The 17,992-nt window shown below is 38.8% G+C and carries 16 protein-coding genes and 1 pseudogene; all 17 read left to right on the top strand.

The genetic code is table 11. The features are described from left to right. The first annotated feature begins 319 nt into the window (after positions 1-319). The gene (locus ACKPEB_RS16975) at positions 320-1,489 is read left to right on the top strand and encodes a glycine amidinotransferase (RefSeq protein WP_408966145.1); all 1,170 of its coding nucleotides are present in this window, start codon (positions 320-322) and stop codon (positions 1,487-1,489) included. A 9-nt stretch (positions 1,490-1,498) separates the two neighbouring features. After that, positions 1,499-2,716, top strand: a complete 1,218-nt coding sequence (locus tag ACKPEB_RS16970) for a sulfotransferase (protein ID WP_408966144.1) — start codon at positions 1,499-1,501, stop codon at positions 2,714-2,716. Between the two features lie 6 nt (positions 2,717-2,722). Then, positions 2,723-3,556 carry an ankyrin repeat domain-containing protein gene (locus ACKPEB_RS16965; RefSeq protein ID WP_408966143.1) on the top strand — a complete coding sequence of 278 codons (834 nt, stop codon included), beginning with the start codon at positions 2,723-2,725 and terminating at the stop codon, positions 3,554-3,556. Then, positions 3,557-4,666, top strand: coding sequence for an alkene reductase (locus tag ACKPEB_RS16960; RefSeq protein ID WP_408966142.1), 1,110 nt, complete (start codon positions 3,557-3,559; stop codon positions 4,664-4,666). It abuts the gene before it with no gap. 38 nt (positions 4,667-4,704) lie between these two features. Further along, the gene (locus ACKPEB_RS16955; RefSeq protein WP_408966141.1) at positions 4,705-5,463 is read left to right on the top strand and encodes a sterol desaturase family protein; all 759 of its coding nucleotides are present in this window, start codon (positions 4,705-4,707) and stop codon (positions 5,461-5,463) included. Between the two features lie 35 nt (positions 5,464-5,498). Next, positions 5,499-6,251, top strand: a complete 753-nt coding sequence (locus ACKPEB_RS16950; protein ID WP_408966140.1) for a sterol desaturase family protein — start codon at positions 5,499-5,501, stop codon at positions 6,249-6,251. Positions 6,252-6,305: 54 nt separating this feature from the next. Further along, the gene (locus ACKPEB_RS16945) at positions 6,306-7,355 is read left to right on the top strand and encodes an aldo/keto reductase (RefSeq protein ID WP_408966139.1); all 1,050 of its coding nucleotides are present in this window, start codon (positions 6,306-6,308) and stop codon (positions 7,353-7,355) included. Positions 7,356-7,384: 29 nt separating this feature from the next. Then, positions 7,385-8,476: a TauD/TfdA family dioxygenase gene (locus ACKPEB_RS16940; RefSeq protein ID WP_408966138.1), complete on the top strand. Its 1,092-nt coding sequence runs from the start codon at positions 7,385-7,387 to the stop codon at positions 8,474-8,476. A 9-nt stretch (positions 8,477-8,485) separates the two neighbouring features. Continuing rightward, positions 8,486-9,637 (top strand): TauD/TfdA family dioxygenase, encoded by a 1,152-nt coding sequence (locus ACKPEB_RS16935; protein ID WP_408966137.1) that lies wholly within the window; start codon positions 8,486-8,488, stop codon positions 9,635-9,637. After that, complete coding sequence (locus tag ACKPEB_RS16930) at positions 9,634-10,419, top strand: aspartate/glutamate racemase family protein (protein ID WP_408966136.1); 786 nt, start codon at positions 9,634-9,636, stop codon at positions 10,417-10,419. The genes ACKPEB_RS16935 and ACKPEB_RS16930 overlap by 4 nt, the downstream gene beginning before the upstream one ends. Positions 10,420-10,463: 44 nt before the next feature. Further along, positions 10,464-11,480, top strand: a complete 1,017-nt coding sequence (locus ACKPEB_RS16925) for a DMT family transporter (protein WP_408966135.1) — start codon at positions 10,464-10,466, stop codon at positions 11,478-11,480. 53 nt (positions 11,481-11,533) lie between these two features. Beyond that, the gene (locus ACKPEB_RS16920; RefSeq protein ID WP_408966134.1) at positions 11,534-12,670 is read left to right on the top strand and encodes a methyltransferase; all 1,137 of its coding nucleotides are present in this window, start codon (positions 11,534-11,536) and stop codon (positions 12,668-12,670) included. Between the two features lie 114 nt (positions 12,671-12,784). Beyond that, the gene (locus ACKPEB_RS16915; RefSeq protein WP_408966133.1) at positions 12,785-14,122 is read left to right on the top strand and encodes a cytochrome P450; all 1,338 of its coding nucleotides are present in this window, start codon (positions 12,785-12,787) and stop codon (positions 14,120-14,122) included. Between the two features lie 35 nt (positions 14,123-14,157). Continuing rightward, entirely contained in the window at positions 14,158-15,426 is a 1,269-nt protein-coding gene (locus ACKPEB_RS16910) for a glycosyltransferase family 61 protein (protein WP_408966132.1), read from the top strand. A 40-nt stretch (positions 15,427-15,466) separates the two neighbouring features. Then, on the top strand, positions 15,467-16,399 hold the full coding sequence (locus ACKPEB_RS16905) for a hypothetical protein (protein WP_408966131.1): 933 nt from the start codon (positions 15,467-15,469) through the stop codon (positions 16,397-16,399). 98 nt (positions 16,400-16,497) lie between these two features. Then, positions 16,498-17,499, top strand: coding sequence for an SIS domain-containing protein (locus ACKPEB_RS16900; RefSeq protein ID WP_408966130.1), 1,002 nt, complete (start codon positions 16,498-16,500; stop codon positions 17,497-17,499). A gap of 62 nt (positions 17,500-17,561) precedes the next feature. Further along, positions 17,562-17,864 (top strand): annotated as a pseudogene (locus ACKPEB_RS16895) (IS481 family transposase); the annotation flags it as partial. Positions 17,865-17,992: the final 128 nt, after the last annotated feature.

Raw genomic sequence — 17,992 nt, 5'->3', positions numbered from 1 at the left:
ACTTCGACAAGCTCAGTGCTTCGCCGGGAACAGGGAATTAGAAATATGTCAATCATTATGTTTAGGGACTGATATGAAATATTAAAATATGTAAAGTTATTGTGCCTTTGCTTGATTTAACTCTTATTCTCCCTTAAACTATTTTTGCTGATAATTGCGTTAAGCTTACTTCATCAGGATTTACGCAAATGGCACAAGCATTTCTCCTGGTTGTGAAATTCACAAGATATCGGTAGAAACTTACTGCCATAAAATGTGTGTTTACCTTACTAAGCCGGGAAAGATTCGATAGGGGATAGAAATTAGGAGTTTGTGCATAGTGGTTAATAGTTTTGACGAGTGGTCTAGCCTTAAAGAAGTCGTTGTTGGTTCTCCTATACACTACGATACTCAGGACTTAGAACTGTCTTTTAAAGTTTTTTTTCATGATGTTGCTTACTCATCGTTTTGTTATCCTTACTATCAAAGTAATGAAAACGGCGGTAGTCAGGATAAAATTGTTTCGCAAGAAAACGCTCAAAGTTTTGAAACTTTGGCGACTCACACCCTCAAAAAACAGTATTTAGAGGAACTGAATGAGGATGTCGAGGAACTCGTTAATACCTTACAACAGTTAGATGTAAAAGTTCATAGACCGATTCCTTTAACTCGGTCAATAAGATTTGAAACGCCCTATTGGAAAGCGGATTGTATCCCTGCCTTAAATATTCGGGATCAAGCCATCATTATGGGCAATGAAATTTTAGAAACACCGCCTCAAGTTCGGGCTAGATATTTTGAAAATGATTTGCTCAAGCCCATCTTTTACCAGTATTTTGAACAGGGGGCAAAATGGACAAATATGCCCAGGCCCATTATGACGGATCGATCCTTCGATACTTCCTATATTTCGGGTCAAAATGTGCCAGCAATCGAGAAAGTTTATCCGCAAAATGAATCCGAATTTGATATTGGCTACGAGATCATGTTTGATGCTGCCCAGTGCATCCGGTTTGGCAAAGATATCCTGATCAATGTAGCAACTAAAAACCATTATTTAGCTTATCAATGGTTGCAACGTCATTTTGAAGGTAAATTTAACTTTCATTTGCTGTATCAATTCGCAGATAATCACATTGATAGTATTATTTTGCCCCTAAAACCTGGTAAGCTTTTGCTCCGCAATCCTCAGTTTTTTGATCGCCTACCTGAAGCCCTACAAAAATGGGATATTATCTATCCCCCAGAACCAACAGAGAATATTTTCCCAACCTATGATAACGATGATTTGATCCTAACGACAAAGTACATTGATTTGAATGTATTGTCTGTTGATGAGGATAAAATTATCGTCAATTCTCTATTTCCAGAATTGATTAAAACTTTAGAAAAGCACGGGTTTACTCCCATTCCTGTACAGCATCGACATCGGAGAATTTTTGGGGGCGGTTTCCACTGTTTCACCCTTGATACTGTTCGCGAAGGCTCCTTGGAAGACTATTTTAGTTAACGTTCAAATATGTTGCTTTCTATTATCTCCCTTGTTTTTACTGCGGTTTTGCTAGTTCTCATTGGAGCCGTTTTTCTAACTCCTTTTCCCCACTGGCTTACTTACTTTAAAATCTGGCATCATATTCTTTTTGATCCAGAACCGTCTATTGGTTTTAAGGATAGATGGAAACAGGCTTTTTATCTACTGAACTATGCAATTAAGCTGCCATTTATTGCTTTATGTTGGTGCTTGGATGACTTGTTGTTTCCTGAGTATCGACAGCAGGTAATTCGTACTCCTGTTTTCGTTGTCGCTCAACCTCGCAGTGCTACCACATTTTTACATCGTACCCTTGCATCTGATGAAAAAACATTTTTCGGTATTCGGTTGCTGGAGTGGCGCTATCCTTCGATAGTATTGCAAAAGCTATTTCAAAAAACTGGCTTTTTAGAGCGGATGAGCCAAGTTAATTATTGGGGAAATAGTGACCAAGCTAAATTCGCTGAAAAAATGCACTACAGCTATCTCAATGATTATGAAGATGATGGTTTTCTATTTGAAGAGTGCTTTTTTCACCAATTTTATGTGATTAATCGTTTTCCTTACCCTAAGTTGCTGGATAGTTTGAATAACTTTAGTAAGCTTTCCCAGAAAACTCAGGAAAGGATGTTACGAACTCAATATCAGGTGATTCAAAAAGTTCTTTATTTGCGAGGTGGAAATCTGATTTACATCTCAAAAGACAATGAATGTTATCAACGACTCGAAATGATGCGTTCTTTGTATCCTGATGCGTTGTTTATCACGATTACTCGCCCTTCTGAACGGTTCATGAACTCCTACATCACCCTCATTAACCAGTCGGCTTACTGTAAGTCAGGAGTTAATGTTAGCCAAATTTCTGATTGGGAGTCCATGCAACGATCAGTTCGAGTAGAAGCGGCTAACCAGACCATTCAATTTTTTAATAGTTTGTCTGAGAAGCAAAAACTGTGTTTCTCCTTCGATCGCTTAACTCAAAATATCAAAGATTCGGTGGAACTCGTCTATCACTATCTGGGTATTTCCTTAACCCCAGAGCAAAGCGAATATTTAGAGAATTTGGATACTCAACAAAATCTCCGAGATGCTGGTTACAAAACGGGGAATGAGCAGTTTCAAGAGTTTGAGTTGTTTGATCGCTTTGCTGCTGATGTAGACAAAAAACACGCTGCTTTGTTGCAGTCAGGTCATTTAATTAAGTAGCCGATCATGGAGACTGAACAAACAGCCAAAATCTTAAGGCAATGGTTTGAAAGTTGGGCAAAAGATGACATCGAAACTGTGATTAATGGTTTATCAGAAACTGTCATTTTTTATGCCCCTCAGAATGAACACAATAAAGCGATTCCCTATCTGGGCAAAAGAGTGGGTCGTCAGGCGGTGAGGTCAGCTTTTGAAATCCGGGCGCAAACAACACAACTATTGGATTATCAGTTGTTAGAGTTCATCGTTGAGGGTAATAAAGCCTGCATTATTTCCCGCACCCAAGAGATCTGTCAACAAACCGAGCAAATTTTTGAAATTGAAGATGCCCAATTTATTGTCTTAGATGAAGCGGGCAAAATTTCCTCGTGGAGTTTCTATTTTGATCCGAATCCAGAAGTCGCTGCATTTACAGCTAACCTGGATACAGAATTAATTCAGTATGTGCAGAATAATCAAGTTTCTGTTGTGCAATCTTTGTTAGCGATCGGTGCAAATGTCAATATCAGAGATCAAGATGCTAAAGGTGGTTTCACACCATTAATGATCGCGGCACAGCAGGGAAATGCAGAGATGGTCAGGCTGCTTTTAGATTCGGGCGCTGACCCTTATATGCTTGATCGTGCCTCTGGAGATTCGGTACTACACAAAGCTTGTCAAGGCGGAAGTGTGGAGGTCATACAGCTTTTGATTGAAGCTGGTGCTTTTGTCAATGCGGTGAGTCCAACGGGAAATCATGCAACCCCCTTACACCATGCCTTGCAACATGGACATCAAGCTTGTGCAGAGGTTTTAGTCCGTGCTGGTGCAGACCTAAATCTGACAGAGGGGATAGGGTAAATGAATTCATTAAAGCTATTGCAACCCTTTAAGCTTGGGAATTTAGAGTTACCCAATCGTATAGTAATGGCCCCGTTAACACGGCGACGGGCTGATTATCATCTGGGGCCCACTCCCCTGAATGCTCTCTATTATGCTCAACGGGCTTCTGCGGGGTTAATGATTAGCGAGGCTACTCAAATTTCTCCCCAAGGTACCAGTCTACCGCGAACGCCAGGGATCTACAGCCCAGGGCAAATTGCGGGGTGGCAACGGGTGACGCAAGCGGTTCACGATCGCGGCGGGCGCATTTTTCTGCAACTGTGGCATGGTGGACGATGCTCTCATCCCTCTTTGCAACCTCAAGGTGCTTTACCTGTCGCGCCGAGTGCGATCGCCCCTAACGAGGAAAAAGCATTAACCGCTACTGAGGAAGAGGTGAACTTTGTTGTCCCCAGAGCACTCTTGACTTCAGAAATTCCTGGGATTATCGATCAATATCGTCAAGCTGCCAAAAATGCAATGCTCTCAGAGGCTGATGGTGTGGAAATTCATGGGGCTAGTGGTTATTTACTAGACCAGTTCCTCCAAGATAACAGTAACCAGCGAACCGACGCTTATGGAGGTAGCATTGAAAATCGAGCCCGTTTACTCATGGAAGTGACAGCCGCTGTGATTGAGGTATGGGGATCGGATCGGGTAGGTGTGCGCTTGTCACCTAGTAGCACATTCCAAGATATGAATGATTCTAATCCAGAAGCTTTATTCAACTCTGTAGTTACTCAACTTAATTCATTGAATCTAGCTTATCTACATCTTGTTGAACCTCGAATTAAAGGAAGCCATGATGATTTTTCGGTGAAGAAAGTAGAGCTTGGCGTTCAACATTTTCGATCTTTATATCACGGTACATTAATCACAGCAGGAGGATATACACGGGAAACAGGAGAAGCGATTCTTGCCCAGGGTGATGCCGATTTAGTGGCTTATGGTCGATTATTTATTGCTAATCCTGATTTGCCGAAACGCTTTGCTCTGAATGCCAAGCTCAATGTTTACTATCGATCAACGTTCACGGGTGGAGACGAACGAGGTTATTTAGATTATCCATTTTTAGAGAAATCTGAATAATTAAAATTATTTATGTTATTCGTGAAATAGGGGGAACTGTGATTAATCAAGTTTTGCTTGGGTTATGCGTTTTATTTGGGTCGGGACTGCTGTTTTGGATTTGGGAACTTCTCGATCCATTCAAGGTGGTTGAATACCGTTCTCGGTTTCCCAGAGAATTCGGTGCCGCCATGATTTCTGTGGTTTATAGCATTATTCTTGCCTACTTTTTTGTGGCACTTGTGCAGTTAATAATTTCTCCATCTTTGATGGATTTTATGGGCTGGACAGGATTATTATCTTTACCTTTGTGGGTGCGGTTATTGATTGCTTATTTTTTGAAAGATTTTAGTTTTTATGTCACCCACTGGATTAAGCATAAAAATAATATTTTATGGTTAACTCATAATTGGCATCATTCTATTGATCAACTTTGGTGGTTGGCTGCCCAACGAGAGAGTTTAACAGACGTGCTGCTGTTTAAGGTGGGATTTCTCAGCTTTCCATTGCTAGGTATTCCCCCAGAAATCATGGTTTTTGTCGGCATTCATTATATTATTCACGACAACTGGATTCATTTAAACGTTAAGTGGCAACCTTGGATGAAGTTTATTGAATGGTTTTATGTTACGCCTAGAGTTCATTTGATTCATCATGCAGAAACAGATTCAGTGACTAAGAATTTAGGGGCTCTTTTTACGGTATTTGATCGCATTTTCGGCACTTATGTTGATCCTGATACAGTAACCCTAGAACAGATTCAATTTGCATCAGGCAACAATGCACTTGTCACCCCCCGAAAAATTATTGGGGTTTAGATGTATTTAGAAGAATACTCTATCTGGAGTTAAGCATGATTACACAGATAATGATTGGCTGGTTAGCAACTTTTGTCACGGGTGGATTAATTTGGTTCTTTTTGGAAAGAATCGACCCGTTACGAGATATTAAATATGCAGAACAATTTTTAAAAGAATTTGGTGCAGCAGTTATCTCAATATTCTTTACAATTATTCTGGCATATCTTTATGGTAATCTTATTATTACACTGATTCCTTCCTCTTTTATTGAGTGGTTAAGTCAGTTTGGTGTACTTTCTCTGCCCTTATGGGTGCGGTTAATTTTAGCCTATCTAATTAAGGATTTTTGTTTTTATGTAATTCATTGGTGTATGCACTACAACAAATATCTTTGGCAAACACATTTATGGCATCATTCCATTCAACAATTATGGTGGCTTGCTGCCCAAAGAACCAGTTTTACCAGTCGATTTTTATTTCAAGTCGGGTTTTTGGCTTTTCCCCTTCTAGCTATTCCCCCGGAAGTCATGTTTTATCTGGGATTATTAAGTGCGCTTCATGAAAACTGGACGCATTCAAATGCAAAATGGCGTTCTTGGATGGGAATGTTGGAATGGATTTTGGTTACGCCTCGATATCATAGCTTACACCATACGCGAGTAGGGGCTTACAACCTAGGTAGTTACTTTACCATTTTTGATCGCCTATTTGGAACCTATCTCGATCCAGAATCTATTAATCCCGATGAGCAAACATTTGGCATCAATGATCAACCCATTACCTGGCAAAAAGTAATCGGTATTTAGTGTTTTTAACCTATAAGACATTAAGACATAATATTTTTGGGGGAGTAGAGTTTGATGAAATATAGAAAGCTTGGTGATAGTGAATTGCTGGTTTCTGAATTATGTTTAGGAACCATGAATTATGGAAAACAAAATACATTAGAAGATGCCAAAAATCAATTAAGTTATGCTCTTGATCGAGGAATTAATTTTATTGATACTGCGGAAATGTATCCCGCTCCCACCTGTTCAGAAACCCAAGGTAAAACGGAGGAATATATTGGCGAATGGTTGGTTACACAACCCCGTGATCGGGTGATTATTGCGACTAAAATCGCAGGGCCATCGAGTGGGCAAACTCTGCCCATAACTTGGATTCGGGAGGGGAAGAATCGCATTGATCGGAAGAATATTCAAGCAGCAGTAGAAGGGAGTCTCCGGCGACTCCAAACAGATTACATTGACCTCTATCAAATTCATTGGCCTGATCGATATGTGCCGCTATTTGGTGCTCCTGATTACGATCCTAATTACGAACGGGAAACTGTAGCGATCGCAGAACAGTTAGAAGCTTTTGCCGAATTAGTTAAAGCGGGAAAAATTCGGTATTTAGGAGTGAGTAATGAAACACCTTGGGGCGTATGCGAATTTTGCCATCTAGCCCGACAATTGGGATTATCTAAAATCGTTTCCATTCAAAATGCCTTTAATTTAACCAATCGAGTATTTCAAATTAATTTAGCAGAAACCTGCCGATTTCATAACGTGGGATTAATCGCTTATAGTACCCTGGCTTTTGGTCATTTAACTGGAAAATATCTCTCTCAAATTCCGCCCGGATCGAGAGTCGATTTATTCCCACAATTTGACAGACGTTACCGAAAACCCCACTTCCAAGAAGCAGTTCAAGCTTATGTGGATCTTGCGAATAAAAATGGCTTAACCCCAGTGCAGTTAGCATTAGGTTTTGTGCGATCACGCTGGTTTGTCACTAGCACGATTATCGCAGCTTCTACTGTAGAGCAATTGCAAGACAATATAAGCTGTATAGATGTTGTATTAACTCCAGAAATTTTGGAACATATTGATCAAATACACGCTCGTTATCCTAACCCAGTTCCCTAATTATCATTCTAGTTTTTTAGGATAAATCTATGACCTTACTGAATAGTCCACCCGCTTGGAGAGGCGACGAACTACTCAACTCTAAATACTGGAACTACCACCTGAGTCCAAAAGAAATCGAAGAAATTGAATCAGCCCTTCACAGTCTTAAACTTTCCAATAAAGAGGCGATTCAGTTTAACCAACTTAATAAAACCTTAGTTGATATTTCCGAAGAATTAGAAAATGGCAGGGGAACTGTTTTATTAAAAGGCGTTCCCGTCGATAAATATTCAGATACAGAACTCGCGGAATTTTACCTAATTTTATGTCAGCAAATGGGGATTCCGATTCGCCAATCTGGTTTAGATTGGGATTCCCCTAAACGAGAGAAATCTCAATTTGTTACTTACATTAGAGCAGAAGCTAGTTCTTCGGAAAATGGGAAACAATCTACAGACGCATTTGGTTTCCATACCGATCGCTACGATGTACTCAGTTTACTTTGTGTTAGACAAGCCCGAATTGGTGGAGAAAATCGTTTAGCAAGTGCCATCACCATCTACAATGAAATGCTTCAATCCTATCCTGAAATAGCCGCAAGTTTATTTCAGGAAATGCCCTGGCTTTATGAAGGAGAAGGAGGCTGGATCAACTATCCGATATGGCAGATTCACAAAGGTAAATTTACAACTCAACTTTCCAGCACTTATCCACTTTTAAGTCAACTTGTTGCAGGCGCACCTCGACTTTCTGAACAACATAAACAAGGTCTGGATTTATTACAAACCATCGGGGGTGATGTTGGCATAACTTTGAAATTGGAACCCGGAGATTGGCTGATGGTAAACAATCATTTGGTTTATCATGCTCGTGGCTCCTGGGAAATTGAATCAGGAGATTATGATCGCCTACTGCTCAGAGTTTGCTTTTCGCCCCGTAATAGTCGAGAATTACCCAATACCGACTCATTTAGGGGAATTTGGCGATCGATGGAGGCAGGTCAGCCCAGAGGCGGTTATTTACCTAATTATCAGCTACCACCCAATCAAGCCATTAACTCGCCATTATCAGAAACGGAGGCTTATTGGTTAGATTGCTATCTCAAAGTTAGATGGGTAGGAGCAGAGCAAATCAAATAAAGGATTCTTATGAAAACAGAATTGAAAGCAGTGTCCAACCAATCTAATCAAGAACTTGCTACTTTAGCCAATTGTGCAGCAGCCTGGAAAGGAGATGAATTACTGAATTCGACCTATTGGAATTATCAATTAACTTCCGTAGAAGTTTGGGAAATTGAAGCCGCAATTCGCAATCTAAATCATCCTCAAAATATTGATAATTCAGACATTCAATTTAATCAATTCAGCAAAACTTTAGCTAAGGTTTCTGAAGAATTGGAAAATGGCAAGGGAGCCGTTCTCTTAAAAGGAGTTCCGGTTGATCGCTATTCGGAAGCAGAAATAGCTAAAGTTTACCTAGCCATGTGCAAGCTAATGGGAACACCCATCAGAGAATCTAATTCAGACTTTGATTCTCCCCGAAGAAACCAAACCCAATTTATTACTTATATTAGAGCGGAAGCAGCAGATTCAACTCAAGAAGGCAAACAGTCTAATGATGCGTTTAAATTGCACACCGATCGCTGCGATGCCAATAGTTTACTTTGTATTAGACAAGCCAGAACAGGAGGAGAAAACTACTTAGCCAGCGCCATGACAATCTATAACGAAATGCGCCAATCCCATCCCGATATTGCCGAAGAGTTATTAAAGGAAATTCCTTTTTTCTTTGAAGGCGAAAACAACTGGACTACCTACCCTTTATGGTGTATTCATAAAGGCAAATTTACAACCCAGTATTCCAGTGCTTATGTTTCATTAAGTCAGTTAATTCCAGAGGCACCGCGACTTACAGAAAAGCAGAAGCAAGGGTTAGAACTTTTACAAGAAATTGGTTTAAGGGTAGGAATAAAAATCAGGCTAGAACCAGGTGACTGGTTGATTACAAATAATCATGTGATTTATCATTCTCGGACATCTTGGCCGATTGAACCAGGGCAATATGATCGATTACTTTTACGCACTTGGTACACTCCATTTAATAGCCGAGAATTACCGGATACCCAATCATTCAAAACGTTTTGGGGAGAAGTAGAAGCGGGAAAACCAAAGGGAGGTTTTTTACCCAATCATCCAACTCCTCCAGATCAACCTATTACCGAACCTTTATCAGAAACCGATGCTTATTGGTTAGCTAAATATATGAAAGGAAGATGGAGAGGAGTGGATAATATTAAATGATATACCAGCAAAGAAATTTAAACATTAATCATATCCAAACATCTCCCCATCAACATTGCTATGGAATGGGAGTTGGGATAATTATTCTCGATGAACAATACCCCGGATTTCCTGGTGATACTCGTAACGCCAGCGCCTATCCGTTTCCCATTCAATATGAAATTGCTGAAGGTTTAGATGGGAAAGAATTATTGTTTAATGATGATAAGACCTCTTATCTTGCTCCTATTCAAAAAGCAGCTAAGAAACTGGAGAAAATCGGGTGTCGAGCGATCGCTGGAGAATGTGGTTATTTCGCTTATTTTCAAAAAGAAATAGCTGGCTATGTTAAAGTTCCCGTTTTCATGTCCAGCTTATTACAAGTGCCTTTGGCACAAAATTTGATTGGGAATGATCAGATTGTTGGTATCCTCGTTTTCTCAAAAAATGTTTTAACATCAACCCACCTAGAAGCTGTGGGTATTCAACCTAATAGTAATTACGTAATTGAGGGAATAATGGAGTCGGGGCTTTGTCCTGAAATTACTAATCTTTACATGGCTTCCGATCCCTTATCACGAGGAGCAAATTATGAAAAAATCGAGCAAGAATTGACGGCACTTGCTGTTAATTTTTATCAGCGTTACCCGCAAATGGGAGCCTTACTTCTGGAATGTTCTGGAACTCCTCCCTTTGCTCGATCAATTCAACAAGCGATTCGTCTTCCGGTTTTTAGTTGGGGTACTTTATTAGATTATGCCTATTCTGTCGTCGTTCACCGTGACTTCTATGGTCATGTTTAATAAATGCCCGAATCTAAAACTAAACACTCTAAACTTTACCGATAATGCCTTTAGAATCTCAACTCGAACAACTTGAAAAACCCCTCTTATTAGCAGAACAAAAAGCAAGATTGATTCCTTATGTCGCTCTTTTCATTGCACTATTGGCGATTGGTCTAGGCCCTATTTTTGTAAGATTTAGCACTGCCGAAATTGGAGCCAATGCTACAACCTTTAATCGCTTTTGGATTGCTGGGGTAATTTTTGGAATTTGGAACGGATTTTCGGCGATGGGACAAAATGCACCTGAAAAAGTTGTTGGGGAATCAAAACAGCTTTACACTCCAAAAACCCTGGGTCTGTTGTTAATCGTTGGCTGTTTGTTTGCTGCCATCCAACTTTTTTGGGCTTTGTCTCTCACCCAAACGACTGTGGCAAGTTCTGTAACAATTTTACATGGTTTGCGTCCCCTTCTGACGACTTTAGGAGGATGGGTATTATTTAGAAATCGCTACGATCGCAAGTTTTTAATCGGCATGGTAATAGCGATTTTAGGTTCTATTTTTATTGGATTCAATGATTTTTCAGTTTCTATCCATAAGCTCCAAGGAGACTTGTTAGCAATACTTTCTGCCTTGTGTTCTACTTTGGAACTTCTCATTATGGAACATCTACTCACCCAATTTAAAACTCAAACCTTAATGCTTTGGTGTTGTCTTATTGGGTCATTTATAATGATTAGTGTGTTAGCGATCATCAACCAAAACTTTTTTCCCATCTCATTACAAGGGTGGGCAGCTGTTATTGCATTAGCCCTATTGTCTCAAGTGATTGGTCATGGATTAATTATTTATTCTCTTAACTATGTATCATCTGGAGTGGTCGCTGTTACGATGCTCCTCGATCCAGTGATTAGTGCTATTTTCGCCTGGATTATTTTAAGTGAACATATAACTATTTTAAACGGGTTATTATCTTGTATAGTTTTATTGGGTATATATGTCTCTTTGTCGAGTAATTACGCAGTTAAGACCAATACAATTGAATCCAACATGGTTAAAGCTGAATCGATTCTTAGCTGAGAGATTTTCAGGCTGAAATTAAATAAACTAGAAATTGAGGGAAAATTAAACAAATGGTTGCCAACTTTGAAGAACTGAATGATGCCCAAACAAATCAACAACCCGCTAATAGCTTAAATCCTAGTGATTTAAAAACCTTGCAGTTAATTAGCAGCAATAAAGACACCTTGAAAATGGATGATTTAGTGTTGCTTTTATACGGTCATTCTGCCTTCCAGAATCTGTATGCAGGTTGTGAACTGGGCGTGTTTGAGTTGCTTTGGAAACATCCCGATCTTTCTCAAGCAGAAATTGCTCAACATCTTCAATTAGAAGCTTATCCCACTAAAGCACTGTTGCTGGGACTGACAGCATTGAAACTGATTCAAAAAGTGGGCGATCAATATCGTAATAGCTTAGTGATTCAGATGCTATTTCTGGAAAATACATGGAAAGAATTCTATGATGTTGTTTTGTTTGAAGCCAAGATTGTTTATCGGGGATCGATCGATTATGTAGAATCATTAAAACAAAATAGAAATGTAGGTTTGCGACAGTTCCAAGGACAAGGGCCTGATTTGTACAATCGTCTGCATGAAGATCCGGGTCTGGATAAAGTATTTTACAACTTTATGGGATCTTGGTCAAAATTAGTTACTCCTTTGTGGTTGAAGAAAATTGATTTTTCCAATTTTGAATCCGTTGTGGATGTAGGCGGTGGTGATGCCACAAACTCTATTGCTTTAGCCGAAGCTTTCCCCAACGTTCAAATTACTTTGATGGATATTCCAGACAGTTGTAAAATTGCTCAAAGTCATATTGATCAGAAGCAATTAACAGACCGAATTAAGGTAATGGGGGGAGACATTTTCGTTGATGAATTTCCCAAGGATCAGGATTGTTTTCTGTTTATTCATGTATTAGTCATTTGGTCTTTAGATAAAAATACATCCTTGCTTCGTCGAGCCTATCAAGCCCTCAAACCGGGTGGTTCCCTGATCATCTTTAATATGATGACTTCTGATCAAGAAGATGGGCCGTTGATGGCGGCGCTCGATTCATCTTACTTTGTTTCAATACCCCACGAAGGAGGCATGATTTACTCTTGGAGCGATTATGAACAATGCTTGAGGGATGCAGGATTTAGCCAAATGAAACGTATTTACTCTGACTTTTGGGCACCTAGCGGTATTATCGTTGCGACTAAATAACTTTTAATAGTGGATAAACCCAGATTAATAATACTAAATCTGGGTTAAAAAAAACTTTTAGAATGAACTGATCCAGGACATTCAAAGACACAACTAACTTAGAAAAATAAACTTATGAAACAGGTGGAAACCTTGAACTCTCCTGTCTGGTTGCAGAGATTTCAATACATTACTAATCCAGTCGGTTATTGGAAGAGTGCTTATCAAACTCATTCAGATGCTTTTTGGGCAAAAGGAATAGATTTTGGCAGTCCTTTGCTAGTATTTTATACGCCAGAAGCTGCCCAACAAATTATTGAAAATCGTGATAAACATTTGTCTACAACTACTTTTGAAAGTGAACTAAAGGCAATTTTTGGTGAGAGTTCTTTTTTTACCCTTGAAGGTACACGCCACTTAAAGGCAAGAAAGTTGTTGATTCCGATGCTTCATGGTAAACATATTCAATCTTATGGGCAATTAATTTGCGATTTAGTGAACGATGTACTGGAATCATTGCCAAGCAATCGACCCTTTTCTGTTTTTGATGTTGCACAGGACATATCGATGCAGGTAATGATTAATCTTTTGTTTGGTTCTTATCAGGAAGAACGGTATCAAGAGATTAAGCACTTGATGTTTGAAATGGTAAATTTGTTTGCTTCAAATATTGCTGGTATTCCTCTATTTTTCAGGTTTTTACAAAGGGATTTAGGTGCAATGAGTCCCTGGAAAAAATTTCTGAAGCAGCGACAGCAAATGAAAGAGATCATTTATGGTGAAATTGCCGATCGCCGTGCTCATCCCGATCAAAATAGGACGGATATTCTGACTTTGCTGATGTCAGTAAGTGATGAACAGGGTAATACTTTGACCGATGATGAGTTAATGGGACAGGTGCTATCGCTGTTGTTTACAGGCAACGAATCGACTGCTGCTTCAATGTCTTGGTTGTGGTATAACGTCTATCGTGATGCTGAAATTAAAACTAAATTGTTGGCAGAGTTAAATAGTTTAGAATTATCTTCTGATCCTCTGAATATTGTTCGTTTGCCTTACTTAAGCGCAGTTTGTAACGAGACTTTACGGATGTATCCTGTCACCATGTTTGTGATTCCCAGAATGGTAAAATCAGTAACCGAAATCATGGGTTATCAGGTTGACCCGGGTACTTTAATTACAGTGGGAACTTATGTTATTCATCATCGGGAAGATATTTATCCAGAAGCCAATGTTTTTAAACCGGAACGTTTTCTTGATCGCAACTTTTCTCCCTATCAATTTCTCCCCTTTGGTGGAGGCTTAAGGGGTTGCATTGGTGGGGAAATCGCCCTTTATTTACTGAAGTTAGCGGTAGCGATCGCAGTTTCTCGCCACTCCTTAAAATTAGTGAATCAGCGCCCCATTAATCCTCAGCGCCGTAACACAATATTAACGCCAACGGGACTGAAGATGATTAAACATATTGCCTGAATTTGTCATAAAATTTTCGCCTTTATTACAATATAATGAAAAGTCAAACACAGGTTCAAAAACATAAATTTCAGCGTAATTTCGCTTTGCTGACGGAAGAAAGACAAAGGCGATTAAAAGCGTTAAAAACTCAGTTAATTGAAGATCAAACTGATCCCTTATCAGGAATAGGAAAGTCTCAAAATACTTTGATTAACAAACTGTTAAATTCAATTCCGATTATTCGGCTATTACGACTTAGGCAAACTGTCCATCCTAAAGAAATGCTGGGGGATAATGTGGAAAACTATCAAGTTCTGTTTCCTCCTAAAAGAGTGGAGTTTGGTGTTAATGAGATTGATCGAGAATTTCTTAAAGTTTGCCTGTATTACAAAGCGGAATATTTTGATCGCTCCGAAATATTTGTCTGTGATGTTGTACCAGCTTATATCCATATTGGTCTGGGAACTATTTGTACCCAAGATTTTAGAGCGATCGTTGATTCTGGGATGCAATATCGCGTTACAATAGCAAGATGGAGGTTGGGATACTTTGATCGTTTAAAGCTTTTATGGGCAGAACATCTACCGATTACAGCAGTCTATATTTTTTCACTTTCAGCAGAAAACTTTTGGCACTTTTTATATGACTGTATACCCAGAATATATTCGGCTATTCTTGCGAGATCTAATCAAAAATTAACGGTTCTTGTACCTGACTCTTTACCTGATTCTTTTAGAGAATTGCTAGATTGTGTCCTACCCAATAATTTCCAAACAATCTATATTCCGAAAGGTTCTTGGGTTAAGGTTGATCGTCTCGTTATGCCTTCTTATGTTAGTCGTTGTGAGAACGGATTTTTACCTTCTCAATATTATGAATATATTAGGAGTTGTGTCTTCAAAAAATATGATTTGACTCCTCTAGAAAACCCCACCGAGCGAATTTATATTTCCCGTGCTAATGCAAAACATCGCCGAATTTTAAACGAAGATCAGATTATTCAATACCTAGCAAACTATGGATTTAAACCCGTTGTTCTGGAAAAAATGTCATTTCGACAACAGGTAGAACTCTTTACTAAAGCGGAAATTATTGTAGCACCTCACGGCGCAGGTTTGGCAACAACTCTCTTTTCAGGAAAAATCAAAATACTCGTTTTGTATCCAGAAAGTTGTCCCACGCCATTTTTCTTCACCCAATTCAAAGGACTGGGACAAGAGCATTACTTTATTGTCCACGATCAGTTTGATGAAAATGCTGATTTTGAAGTAGATTTATCTGAATTAAAACGAGTGCTACATGAACAGATGAAACTAAAATAATAGTAATAAAATTAACACAATAGCTAATTGAGGAAAGATTATGAATGATGTGACATTGGCAAATCATATAATAGTTACAGAACAACGTCCAGTTGTTTGTATAGTGGGTACTTTGCGAGCAGTTGATTTAACTTACCAAAATTTAATTGAAAAGGTAATTCAGCCTTTGAATGCTGATTTAATGTTCTGTGTGTCTCGGATGAATTCCGAAGATGAAACTACGCTCAATAAGTTTAGAAGTTGCAATATAGTTGATGTCTGTATTTATGAAGAAGCTGAAGATAACTACGAAAAATTTTTACATAGTTTTTTGAGCCAACTAACTCCTGAAAAACAAACAAAATGGCATAAATATTTTGATATTGAGGGGAATTGGTTAGGGGGAATAAAAGGGCGTAGAGGTTCGGGATTTCATTTGAATTTTAATTACTTGAAACTACTGGAAAGATTACAAAATTTTAAAAAGATTGGCTCTGAATATCAGAGATTTGTCATTACAAGAACAGATCTTTTCTGGATGGTAGAGCATCCGCCATTAAAATTGTTAGATCCAAAGTTTATCTGGATACCTAGTGGAGAAAATTATAATGGTTACAATGATCGCCATGCAGTTTGTAGCAACCCAAATGTTTCTGATTATTTGAGTTTGCTTGAATTTATGCTTAATTTCAAAGCCTTAGAATATATTTATAACAATCTTGATGAAAATAACTTAAACCATGAAAGACATCTGAAAAGCCATTTAGACTACTGTGGAGTAAAAGTTGCCAACTTTAAGAATGTAGCCTACCTAACTGGCGATCAACAAGCTTTAACGAACTGGGCTCCTGTTAAAACCAAATCTGTTGATGGAGTAGAGTATGCGTATAAATATGAAGAAGAGCTATTAAGCTCTCTGGAAAATATGAAGGAATTCTCAATTTATAAAAGTTGGGATAAGATTATTTTTGAAAGAGATAAAGAGAGCAATTAAGTAGGTTTCACAGAAACTCTGTTTTTTTGTTTGAATTTTTGCGATTAAACTAAATTAAAGTCAACTGTTAGGTTAAAATCTGATATAGGATTTAGAAAATGTTCACTTATGAATGTATTAAAGAGCAACTTAAAAGCGTAATTGAAAAAGAAATTAGCGCCGTATCAAAACTTTGTGAAACCATTGACGAATCATGGTTTAAAGCTGTGCTGATGATTCGAGACTGTAAAGGTAAATTAGTTATTTCTGGAATTGGTAAAAGTGGGAATATTGGTCAGAAGATTGCTGCTTCATTTACATCTACAGGAATGCCAGCAATTTTCGTTCATCCAACAGAAGCTAGTCATGGAGATTTGGGTTTATTAGATAGCAGAGATGTACTTCTTGCTCTTTCTGCTTCGGGTCAAACAACGGAATTACTCAACATCATGCAATATGCTTCCCAGCAAAGAATATCAATTATTTTAGTCACTAAAAACCCCACCAGTTCCCTAGCTCATTTTGCCGATGTTATCTTACAAATCCCTAATCTTCCTGAAGCTTGTCCTAACAGTTTAGCCCCTACCACGTCAACAACTTGCCAATTAGTCTTAGGTGATGCGTTAGTTGTAACTGTCATGGTTTTACGGGGTTTTACTGCGGAAAATTTTAAGCAATTTCATCCGGGTGGTAACTTAGGCACACTGCTTATTCCCGTCAATAATTTTATGTATAAGGAAGATCGAATCCCTCTGATCGGCTTAGGTGCATCTATCAAAGAAGCTATTATTGAAATGAACTCCAAAAGCTTAGGATGTGTTGGTATTGTCAACCACCGAAATCAGTATGTCGGGATTTTTACAGATGGAGATCTTCGTCGAAGTTTAGAAGCTCAAGTCTCCTTAGAAGAACCTGTTAGCCAATATATGACACCCTCACCCCTACATATTTCACCTAAGATGACTGTATCAGAAATAATCGTTTTTTTCAAGGAAAAAAAAGTTCCTAATGTTTTTGTTGTAGAAGAAAAGATTCCGATTGGGATTGTTCACATCAATCAACTAGCTTCAATTTCTGGGTCATCAGACATCATAAATTATTGGACTTTAGACAAGGTGTAGAAATTTCCTGACGAGGTGACAAGAGAGCTAAAGCCCTCTTGGGTTGGGAATGAGAACCTGATGTGGCATACCAAGAATACCACGCTGTTTACGGCGAGGATGTGGAAGCAGCACTGCGGTTTATGTTTGCCGCCATGTCACCTAAAAAAGAGACAGACTTTCCCTTTCAAGGCATTCCCCAAATGCTGTACATGGATAATGGCCCCATTGCTAAAAGCTTGGTGTTTCAAAAAGTTATGGGTTATTTGGGAATTGAAGTCCGTACCCATTTACCGAATGGCAAGGATGGACGACGGGTAACGGCTCGTTCTAAAGGGAAGGTGGAACGACCGTTTCGCACTGTGAAAGAAATGCACGAAACTCTCTAAGTAGGTGGTCATAAATAGAGTTAAAATAGAAGATGAAGAAATATTAGAGGAAGAGTCATGCCAGTACGGTTAAGAATTCAACTAAAAGAAGAAGAAAAAAAAGAGCTACTAACACTGTATGAGCA

Origin of the sequence: Planktothrix sp., assembly GCF_046067725.1 — a bacterium.
In the GTDB taxonomy this organism is placed as follows: Bacteria; Cyanobacteriota; Cyanobacteriia; order Cyanobacteriales; family Microcoleaceae; genus Planktothrix.
Note: the sequence above shows the minus strand (reverse complement) of the source record. Positions and strands in the feature narration are given on the sequence as shown.